Source organism: Granulicatella sp. zg-84, from assembly GCF_010892375.1.
GTDB lineage: Bacteria > Bacillota > Bacilli > Lactobacillales > Aerococcaceae > WM01.
Genome location: NZ_WNJX01000042.1, coordinates 1 through 10,783 on the forward strand (window position 1 = coordinate 1; position 10,783 = coordinate 10,783).

General features: G+C 35.5%; 10 protein-coding genes. 4 read left to right on the forward strand and 6 right to left on the reverse strand.

All coding sequences use genetic code 11. From position 1 onward, the window contains the following. Window positions 1-210: 210 nt before the first annotated feature. The 6 genes from GMA06_RS07695 to GMA06_RS07720 form a co-directional block, all read right to left on the reverse strand. On the reverse strand, window positions 211-2,157 hold the full coding sequence (locus GMA06_RS07695) for an Ig-like domain-containing protein (RefSeq protein WP_163562231.1): 1,947 nt from the start codon (window positions 2,155-2,157) through the stop codon (window positions 211-213). Window positions 2,158-2,304: 147 nt separating this feature from the next. Then, a complete protein-coding gene (locus GMA06_RS07700) occupies window positions 2,305-2,445 on the reverse strand; it encodes a hypothetical protein (RefSeq protein ID WP_163562232.1) in 141 nt (46 codons plus the stop codon). A 259-nt stretch (window positions 2,446-2,704) separates the two neighbouring features. Continuing rightward, window positions 2,705-3,709: a tagatose-bisphosphate aldolase gene (gene lacD / locus GMA06_RS07705; RefSeq protein WP_163562233.1), complete on the reverse strand. Its 1,005-nt coding sequence runs from the start codon at window positions 3,707-3,709 to the stop codon at window positions 2,705-2,707. A 12-nt stretch (window positions 3,710-3,721) separates the two neighbouring features. Then, window positions 3,722-4,870: an N-acetylglucosamine-6-phosphate deacetylase gene (gene nagA, locus GMA06_RS07710; RefSeq protein WP_163562234.1), complete on the reverse strand. Its 1,149-nt coding sequence runs from the start codon at window positions 4,868-4,870 to the stop codon at window positions 3,722-3,724. A gap of 13 nt (window positions 4,871-4,883) precedes the next feature. Further along, the gene (locus tag GMA06_RS07715; RefSeq protein WP_163545311.1) at window positions 4,884-6,047 is read right to left on the reverse strand and encodes an SIS domain-containing protein; all 1,164 of its coding nucleotides are present in this window, start codon (window positions 6,045-6,047) and stop codon (window positions 4,884-4,886) included. 32 nt (window positions 6,048-6,079) lie between these two features. Further along, window positions 6,080-6,808 (reverse strand): GntR family transcriptional regulator, encoded by a 729-nt coding sequence (locus GMA06_RS07720; RefSeq protein ID WP_163545310.1) that lies wholly within the window; start codon window positions 6,806-6,808, stop codon window positions 6,080-6,082. 135 nt (window positions 6,809-6,943) lie between these two features. Between GMA06_RS07720 and GMA06_RS07725 the strand changes: the two genes are divergently transcribed. The 4 genes from GMA06_RS07725 to GMA06_RS07740 all read left to right on the forward strand — a co-directional run bounded on the left by GMA06_RS07725 (window position 6,944) and on the right by GMA06_RS07740 (window position 10,631). Then, window positions 6,944-9,124, forward strand: coding sequence for a heavy metal translocating P-type ATPase (locus tag GMA06_RS07725; protein WP_163562235.1), 2,181 nt, complete (start codon window positions 6,944-6,946; stop codon window positions 9,122-9,124). Then, window positions 9,121-9,540 (forward strand): CopY/TcrY family copper transport repressor, encoded by a 420-nt coding sequence (locus GMA06_RS07730; RefSeq protein ID WP_163545308.1) that lies wholly within the window; start codon window positions 9,121-9,123, stop codon window positions 9,538-9,540. The genes GMA06_RS07725 and GMA06_RS07730 overlap by 4 nt, the downstream gene beginning before the upstream one ends. A gap of 87 nt (window positions 9,541-9,627) precedes the next feature. Continuing rightward, on the forward strand, window positions 9,628-10,095 hold the full coding sequence (locus GMA06_RS07735; RefSeq protein WP_163545307.1) for a MarR family transcriptional regulator: 468 nt from the start codon (window positions 9,628-9,630) through the stop codon (window positions 10,093-10,095). Next, complete coding sequence (locus GMA06_RS07740) at window positions 10,074-10,631, forward strand: NADPH-dependent FMN reductase (RefSeq protein WP_163562236.1); 558 nt, start codon at window positions 10,074-10,076, stop codon at window positions 10,629-10,631. Before GMA06_RS07735 ends, GMA06_RS07740 begins: the two co-directional genes overlap by 22 nt. The last annotated feature ends 152 nt before the right edge of the window (window positions 10,632-10,783 follow it).

Below are 10,783 nucleotides of genomic sequence, written 5' to 3' on the forward strand. Positions count from 1 at the left end.
ATTTTAATCATACAACACCATTCTCAGTGGCAGAAAAAGAATGTGAAAAAGGTAGTGAATGGTTAATGCCATTCACTACCAACATACTCACTATTTCTCTCCACCAACACAATTTGACGAAGAGCCATTTTAGAAAAAGAGAGAAAATGTATAGATAGAAAAAAGAGCTTGAACTCAACAGGATGTGTTGAGTTCAAGCCTTTTTATAAATTATGCATTATTTTTTTTGTAAACAACGATACCTACAACGGTTAATAATAAACCGATAACGATGAATAATGTGCTATCTTGTGTACCAGTTTTTGGTAATGTAGCCACTGCTGATGTTTCTTTTTTAGCTGTACTTTGTGTATTGTGCATTGATTTAGATGTTGATACACTTGGTCTTACTGGTGTAGAAACTGTTGGTATAGATGGTACTCTAGATATTGTATGTGTAGTTGTAGTACTTGTTGTTGGGTTAGGTTTTTCAGATTCTTCTGGTTTTTCGTCAACTTTTTTATAAATATGGATTGCATGAATTTCGTTTTCAAACTTGAATTCAGTTGTTACATATTTATAATTAGGAATATCTTTTTTGCTAACTAAGCCTTCAACTGTTGGAGATAATTCTGCGTTTGTACCTTCTTCAACAAAGCTTGTTTTAGGTTTTAGAGCATCTGCTTTTTCATCTAGAACAGCTGTTGCATCTACCGCACTACTTGGTAATTTATCTTTTTCAATTTGAACGACTGATACGTTATCACCTTTTTTTAAAGCAGCTGTTTCAGGGACTTCAACAGACCATGTGCCATTTTCAGCAACTGTTGTTGCTACTTTTGAACCGTCTTTAAATGTTACGATGATTGTTGAGCCAGCAATTCCTTTACCTGTAACAGCAGCAGCTTTTTCTTTGACAGCTAATACGATTGGATTTTCAGATTTTTTAGGGTTAACAACGGTTTGACTAACGATTGGGCTAACTAATTTCTCTACGCCTTCTTGAACTTCTGTTTGATTGGCATTGATTTGTTCGCCATATTTAAATGGTCTTGTAAAATCAATAGACCATTCATTATTGTTTACGGTTGTTTCTTTTGATGTTCCGTCGGGGAATGTTACTTTTATTTTTGAACCGTTGATACCAATACCAGTTACTTTAGTGTCGCCTTCTGAAATAGGGTTGATAACAGGAATATTTGATACTTCTGGGTCTGCTTTTTCGTATTTAGCATAGAATTTTAAGTTTTGGTTAACAACCATTTCTTTTAGTTCAGTTTCTGGAATAACATTTTCTGTTAAATCAGCATACCAACCTAAGAATTTATATCCAGGTTTTGCTTGAACAGTTGGTAATTCAGCAATTTTTTTGTTGTTACCTTCAAATTGTTTTTCAACGTAAGATGCTTTGTTATTATCTTTATCATTGATTTGACCTTTATCACTGTTTGTTGCGAATGTAACACTGTGATGAGGGATATTAAATACCGCACGTAATGTAATATCGTCTAATGCAACAAAAGAAATTGCGTCACTTGGAGATAATAAACTACCTGCTAAAGTAGGGTAACGTTCAGCCATTGTACGTAGATCACTGTTGTCGTAAGAACTTGGCGTTGCATAAGCCGGTTCAGCAAGCCATCCAACAAATGTGATACCCATTGCTTTTTCTTCATCACTCAAAGTAGGTTCAGGTAATTTGTCTGTAATGTTGTTGATTCTATCACCGTCTAGTACACCGGCGTTTGATGCAAAAATATTATTGTTTTGTTCAAATGTTCTTAATCCACCTTGGTAAGCAGTAAAGACTTGTAAAGGTGTACCGTTTACGTCTGCTTCAGTACCGAAATCTTGGTTACCATTTTGTGTACCAAAAATAAATTTCCCGTATTTTGATGTTAACGTTACACTATAAGCATGTCGAACAACACCAAAGATAATTTCTGTTTCAGGCTCATTATTAACATCTACTAAACCAGGGACACTTACAACACCATTTTGTATCACGATTTTTTGAGACACATCATTTATTTGGAACTCAGCTCCGTCAAAGATTTTTGGCAATGGTACAATATCGTGACGTTGTTTTGTTGTCATTGTTTGTCCAGCGATAGCCACAACATATTCTCCGTCTGGCACATTTTCAAATGTAAATTCACCATTTACACCTTGTGACACAGTTGATGTAATAACGTCACCAGTTGTTGCGTTTGCTAGAAGAACAGGAACGTCTGAATAGCCGGTAAAGTCGGTTGCACCTGCTGGGTGTGAGCCACCTTGACCGTCAAATAAACTTGTACGGTACTGACGAGCTTTTTCGTTTGACTATACTTTAACTCGGCCTACAATTGTATTTTTAGGATTTGTTTCAGCAAATGCTGAATGTGAAAGAGTTGGTAGAATAGTACTCAACACGAGTGCTAACACCGCAAAAAGAATAGCTCCTTTTTTCTTTAAATGATTCATAATAAATTTCCTCCATTTTTAATTTTACTGACAAATTGTACTATGAATCTCATTAGAAAACAATAGCTCTATTATACGGTTTTCATATTTATTTTTGTATAAATACTACTCAGGGGGTAGGCAAAAATGAATAAATAAAATATTCAAATTTAATTACGAATAAATATTCACTTTTAAAATAATATTACATTTTTATAACATGTTTTAAAGATACAAAAAAAGAGTGAATATGTTGCTATTCACTCTTTTTAAATACTTCTTATAATACGGTTACTTTATCTTCCCATGAAGATGCACTTGTTACTAATACGTCATTTAATGCATCTATATTATGTTTGCCATGTTCAGCTAACCATGCACGACAAGATGTTTCGCCTTCTTTTGCAAATACTGGTACACTGTCTTTCCATGTTGCACGGCCACATAGAACACCATTAAAGTTTGAACCAGCTTCTTTTGCGAATACTAATGTGTCTTGGAATAATTCCGCAGAAACACCGGCACTTAAGAAGATAAATGGTAAATGTGTTATATCTGCTTGTTCTTTAAAGAATGCTTTTGCTTCTTCTTTTGTATAAACTGGTTCAACACCGTCTTTTGTAAAGCCTTCAACAAAAGCCATATTCACGGGTACTTCAACTTTTAATACGTCTACATTATAGGGTGCCTCAGAAAAGACTTTCATAGCGTCGTTTACTTTGTGAGGTTTTACTTTTGCGTAAGCTGCACTTTTCACATCGTCATTTGTCGCATCATAAGAAACAATTTCTAAGAAGAATGGAATATTTTCAGCAACACATTCGCTACCAACACGTTCTACCCAAGCGTGTTTAATATCGTTGATGTCATCACTTTCATCAATATCATAGTATAAAAGTACTTTGACAGCATCGGCACCTAATTCTTTAATACGTTTAGCAGACCAGTTTGGTAATAAATCTGGCAAGCGTCCAATTTCAGTTGCATCATAACCTGTTTTTTCGTATGCAACAATCAAACCGCAGTTTTCATCGCGTTTTTTAGAAGCAGAAATACCATATTCAGGGTCTAATAAAATAGAGCTAGAGTAAGGTGTTAATTCTTCGGAAATGCATTCTTTAAATGTGATAATAGCTTCATCACCTTTAGGATTTGGATTTCCTTCAGCTAACATTTTTTTCAATGATCCACGTTGGTCAATCGCCAAAGCAGCAATAATGTTTTGATCATTTGATAAACGTTTTAAATGCTCGTATTTTTCTTTTGTTAATACTAATTTTGTCATATTGTTACTCCTTTATTTTGTATAGTAAGCTTTACCGTCAATATATGTTGCTTGTAACTCAAGTGAATCGTTTAACACGATAAAATCGGCTGGATATCCTTCGTCTAATCGTCCACAAACATTGTCGATACCGACAGATTGAGCAGGGACTAAACTCGCCATTTTCAACGCTTCATGTGGTGTTGCAATACCCCAACGCACAACATTTTGTACACCAGTTATTAGCTCTAAAATGCTACCAGCAAGACTGCCACTATCGACTAGGCGTGCGGTACCGTCTTTCACAATCACATCAAATTCACCTAGTGTTGATTGGCACTCGCCAAGTCCACCCGCACGCATACAGTCGGTAATTAACATTGTTTTATCACGTCCGTGACAGTCCATTACGATTTTTGCAGAAATTGGGTTGACATGATGTCCGTCACAAATTAGTTCATCAAAAGCAGTTGGTATTGTTAAAGCAGCACCGACAACACCAGGCTCACGATGATGTAAGCCACGCATGCCATTATAAACATGCACGAAAATGTTTGCACCTGCATTCGTTGCCTCAAGGCATTCTTGATAAGTTGCATCAGTATGCGCAAGTGCGACATAAATATCTTTTGATTTGGCGTGTTTGATGAAATCGACAGATCCCTCACGTTCAGGTGCGATAGCAATTTTTTTAACCCAACCTTGTGCGCTGTCTTGCCATTTATCTAATAATTCTTTTTGAGGATCACTCATATATTTTGGATTTTGTGCCCCTTTATATTTTTCACAGAAAAATGGGCCTTCAAGGAAAATTCCTTGAATTTTTGCCCCTTTGATATGGCTTGCATGTTGACCAATGGTTTGACACACATCGTTTAAAAGGTCAGCACTTGCTGTTAAAGTCGTTGGTAAATACGACGTTACACCACAAGACGGTAAACCATTTGAAATCATTTTTATTCCTTCTATATCATTGTCCATAACATCGTGGCCTAAATACCCATGAATATGCGTATCAACAAGTCCTGGAGCGATACTATAATTACTGTAATCAATAATAGTGCCATTTGGTTTTTCTGTTGTATATTGACCAAATGTACCATTATCACGAATTTCTAAATACCCTTTTTCTTTGACGTCATGTTCATAGAAAAATTGTTTTGCATAAATATATGTTGCCATATTGCGCCTCTTTCTATTTTTCTAACGGATGAATGATAACACCTTTTACAACACGGTTAACTGTTCCAGTTGGAGAAGGTGTATCTGGTTTATTCCCTACTTTAACAGATGTTAATAATGATAATGTTTGTCCAAACATAGCGTAAGGTAATGCTAGGTAGCCGTCTGGAATGAAACGATATGCTTCGTCAAAGGTGAATTGAACGCCGTCGAAGTTTTCTTCTTTTCCAACATTAATACTACCAACTAAACGAGCAATTTTATCGCCTTGTAATTCTCTTAATATGTCAAAATCATATTGGCGTGTGTAGTCGTCGTTCGATACAAAAACAAAAGCAAGAGAATCTTCATTGACAAATGATTTTGGACCGTGACGGAACCCTAATGATGAATCAAATGCAGTAGCGATACGACCGGCTGTTAATTCTAAAATTTTTAATTGTACTTCACGTGCCAATCCTGCCAGAGCACCTGAACCTAAGTAAATCACGCGGTTGAAATGTGTGTTGACAAGTTCTTGAATGTCTTGTTCACGTTCAATAACGGATTGACCCATGTCACAAATCGCTTTTACATATTTTTCTTTATCTGCATCTGATGCATGATCAAAGATGAGTAGAGCGGTTAATGCCATACATGTAAAACTTCCTGTCATGGCGAAACCGGCATCATTTGAACGTTCAGGCATCATCAATAATAAGTTTTTGTCATCGCCTTGTGCATATTGTGCTAATTTGCCGTCTGGTGCACATGTGATTGTGATTTGGTAAAAATCTTCAACGATTTGTTGACCAAGTTGAACAGTTGCGACACTTTCAGGTGAATTACCACTTCTAGCAAAGGATACTAAAATTGTTGTAACATCTTTTTTAAAGTAGTCGTGTGGATTAGATACAATATTTGTTGTCCCAACAGATTGGAAGTCGAAGTGTTTGTCATCTCCGTAACGTTTAATATGTGGCAAAACAGTATCTCCAACATATTGAGATGTTCCTGCACCTGTAAAGATGACACGGATATGTGTATTTGGTAATTGATTGAAGAATGTTTGGATACGTTCTTTATGTGTTGTAAAGTAATCAAACGCCTCCTGCCATAATTCAGGTTGTTGCTTAATTTCACGTGTTGTGATTTCAGCACTTAATTGTTCAAGGTGTTCCTTTGTATATTGAAACATAAAATACCTCCTTTATATTTTTTATAACATGATTAGCCCCTTTTATAATGGCGAACACGATAGACGAATAAGTCATTATGTGTCACACTCGTTGTATATTCGAGTAATTGAAACTGCTTGTTAACGGTTTGCCGTGTTAAACGTAAACAATTCTCTTTCACTTCTTTATGTAAAAGTTTCGCTTCTTGCTCTGTTAAGTAGCCTGCTTGGCATGTTTCATCTGCATATAAAATAGATTGATGAAAATTTGTTTCAAGTAGTTGATATAATGGGATTTGCTCAATGTCTTTTAAGGTTAATGTAGAAAAAAGAGCATGGGGCAAATATGTCGTTTCAAAAAGCATCGGAATATCGTCTGCTAAGCGAATACGACTAAAGCAAAAAACAAAATCTGTTTCACTTAATCCCAGTTGATGTGCAATGAAACTATTGGGATGTTCAATGTTAAAATCTGTAACAATGCTTTTTGGTGTTTTCCCAATAGACGTCATATATTCTGTAAAGCTAAATCCTTCAAAAACATCTTGTTTTGTTTTCCAATGATCTGATATGTAAGTACCCTTACCATGTTGTTTATAAATATACCCTAATACTTCAAGCTCCTGTAACGCACGTCTTACGGTAGTGCGACTAACTTGATAGGTTTGGCAAATATCTCTTTCAGAGGGCATTTGTTGATGAACGTAGCCTTTGTGTTGAATATAATCAATGAGTTTTGCACTCAATGTGGAATGTAAGGAGATGTTTTTTTTATCTGTCATACATAAACCTCCGCAACTGGTAATTACCAGTTGCTTTTATTGTATGCTTGAATGTTTCTCTAGTCAATAAAAAAGTATTGACTTTTATCGTTTACAAATGTAAACTTTTGGTATTAGAAAAAAGAGGTGACGAATATGGAAAAAGTATATCAAGTAAAAGGAATGGGCTGTGCAGCATGTGCCAGTAAAATTGAGAAGGTCGTTAATAAAATTAACTATGTCACTCAAGCGAATGTAAATTTAGCCAATGAAAAATTGTATGTGACATATACTGATAAACAAGCAATACAAGATGTTGAGCAAGCTGTTTCTCAATTAGGATACGATTTATTTAGTGAAGAAGAGACAGTTGATAATAGCGATGACGAAGATGCCAAGAAAAAGATTGTTTTTTCGGGAATTCTATCACTTGCTATTTTATATATTTCTATGGGTCACATGATTGGCTTACCAATGCTTTTTGAAAGTTCACTCATCAATGCGATTGTCACACTTGTGTTGTCAATCCTTATTGTTTGGTGGGGAAAGCATTACTATATAGTAGGTTTTAAAAATATATGGAGAAAGCAGCCAAATATGGATTCTCTTGTCGCATTAGGGACAAGTGCAGCTTTTTTACAAGGAATAATTGCTATTTTTTTAATGGCATTTCAAAAAGAAGATGTACATGTTTATATTGAAGCAGGAGCTATTGTTTTAACGCTTGTTTCATTAGGAAAATATTTTGAAAAAAGAGCTAAAAAACAAACGACGAGTGCGATTGCAAAACTTGGTGAGCTAGCACCAAAAGAAGCAAGATTATTAGAGCATGGTAATGAACGTATTGTTCCTGTTGAACATGTTCGTGTAGGGGACATTATTTTATCGAAAGCCGGCGAGAAAATAGCATTAGACGGTGTTGTGATTGACGGGTATGCAAAAGTAGATGAGTCGATGATTACCGGAGAAAGTATGCCTGTTACGAAACAAAAAGGAGATAAAGTCGTTGGTGCGAGTTTGAATACAAATGGAGCATTAACGTATGAAGTGACTCATATTGGTTCAGAAACAACTTTAGCCATGATTATGAAATGGGTTGAACAAGCACAAGGTACTAAATTGCCTATTGCACAACTTGTCGATAAAGTATCCAGTGTTTTTGTGCCAGTTGTCATGTTTTTAGCTTTAGCTACATTGATTGGTTGGTTACTCGTTGGAGAGAGTATATTTTTTGCTTTTGATATGATGATTGCTGTGCTTGTCATTGCCTGTCCATGTGCACTAGGTTTAGCAACACCAACAGCTATTATGGTTGCTATTGGACAAAGTGCTAGACAAGGTATACTTATCAAAAATGGTGAAGCATTACAGCATGCCAGTCAAATTAATACCGTGATTTTAGATAAAACAGGAACGATTACTAATGGAAAACCAAGTGTTTCAGATGTAGATACGTCTATTTCTGAGGAGGATTTATTTGTTTATGCAGCTAGCTTAGAACAGTTGTCCACACATCCATTAGCACATGCTATTGTAGAAAAAGCAAAAGAAAAACAACTAAACGTGTTACCGTGTCAAACGTATACGATTCATGATGGAAAAGGTATATCTGGTATCGTTAACGGAAAAGAAGTTATGATTGGAAATAGCGAATTTATTAAAGAGCATACACAGTATGAGATGTTTATTGAAAAAGCGCATCTTTTATCTAGTCAAGGGAAAACACCGCTTTTTGTGAGTATAGATGCTTGTGTCGTTGGAATAATAGGTGTTGCCGATACGATTAAATCAAGTAGTTTAGACGCTATTCAAATGCTACAACATCAAGGTATTGAGGTTGTCATGGCAACAGGAGATAACGATATAACGGCACGTGCGATTGCTAAAGAAGTAGGTATTGTGGATGTTTATAGTGGCGTGTTACCTATTGATAAAGCGGATATTGTGAAAACCTATCAAGAAAAAGGAAAAATGGTGGCAATGGTTGGGGACGGTATTAACGATGCTGTTGCATTAACGCAAGCAGATGTTGGTGTGGCGATTGGAAGTGGAACAGATATTGCTATTGAAGCGGCGGATATCGTCCTAATGCAACATCATTTACAAGATGTTGTACAACTTATTGATATTAGTAAACGGACAATGAAGATTATTAAAGAAAATCTATTTTGGGCATTCGCATATAATATTGCGATGATACCCATTGCGATGGGCTTATTCCATTCCTTTGGTGTGATGTTAAATCCAATGTTGGCAGGGTTAGCCATGAGTCTAAGTTCCGTATCGGTTGTACTTAACGCTTTAAGATTAAATAGAAAAAGAGGGCGTATATCATGAGTGAAGCAGAATGGGAAATCATGCGTGTTATTTGGGCAAATGAGCATGTCACTGCGCAAGTTGTTTTTGATATTTTAGCGAAAAATAAAGATTGGCAATTATCCACGATTAAAACATTACTCGGTAGATTAGTAAAAAAAGGATACGTTTCTGTGCAAAAACAAGGAAAGTGTTTTTTATACGAAGCGAGCGTTTTAGAACAAGAGATTGCTCTTGAAAAAATGAATGCTGTTTTAGAACACGTATGTCCCACAAAACAAGGGCAACTTATTTTAGATATGATGAAAACAGTCCCGCTAACGCAAAATATTATTGAAGAGATAATACATCTTTTACAATATAAAAAAGATACAGCTCCCGAAACGATAATGTGTACGTGTTTAAAAGGGCAATGCCATTGTTGTAAAAGCCACTAACTTTTTGTAATAAAATTATTGACGATACTACTAATTAGTGATAAAATGCTTTTACCACTAATTAGTAGTATTTTTCAGGAGGATAACATGGAGCATTTATATGAAACCAATTCATCACTTCATACACATATTGTAATGATGAAAGCATGGCGAACAGTTGAAAGTAATCTAGGTAAAATTGTTAAATCGAATGGCTTAACCATGACACAGTTTGGTGTGCTAGATGTCCTATATGCAAAGGGACCATTACGTATTTGCGAGCTTATTCAAAGTATGCTTGCCACATCTGGAAATATGACTGTTGTGTTAAAAAATATGGAAAAACAAGGTTTGATTTATAAAGAGACTTCAGCAACAGATAAGCGAGCAACTATTATTGGTATGACAGAAAAAGGCAAACAACTCTTTCAAGAAATTTTGCCACAACATCACCAAGAAATAGAAGAAGTTTATCGTCTTTTATCCAAAGAACAGAAAGCATTATTGATTAGTTTACTAAAAACATTTAAACAGGTACACACGGAGGAAAAACAATGTCAAGAAAATCAATTTTAATGGTCGTAGGATCAACACGTCAACAATCATATAATCAAGCGCTAGCGGAATATATCGCAGCACAATTACAAGAGCATGCAGATGTATCTTTTTTAGATTATAAAGATGTTCCTATATTAGAACAAGATGCAGAATTTCCAACACCTGCTTCTGTTGTACGTATTCGAGAAACAGTTGCTAAAGCAGATGGTGTATGGGTTGTAACACCTGAATACAATCATGCGTATCCAGCTATCGTAAAAAATTTATTTGACTGGTTGTCAAGAGCATCTGAAGCAGGAAGCCAACAACCAACAGTTATTGCAGGAAAACCAATAACATTCTCTGGTGCAGGGGGTTCTACGGAGGCGTTCTACGTACGTGAGCAATTAGGTATTTATTTGAAAAAAATTCGTATGAATACTATGGACGATACAGGTGTAGGTATTGCGTTACCAATGGAATCATGGGTAACAGGTCAGTTGATTTTATCAGATGAACAAAAAGCTGCCTTGAATGAACAAGTAAAACAATTTATTGAATTTGTGAATGTATAATAGAAAAATCGGGTTTATCCCCGATTCAGACTGTTGACAATAGCGATAAAAAATCCAACGTATTTTTCCAGTTTTGAAAAATACGTTGGATTTTGCATTTAAAAATGATAAATAAAGAACTATATTGTAAAAAATGGCTATCTCTCGTGAGT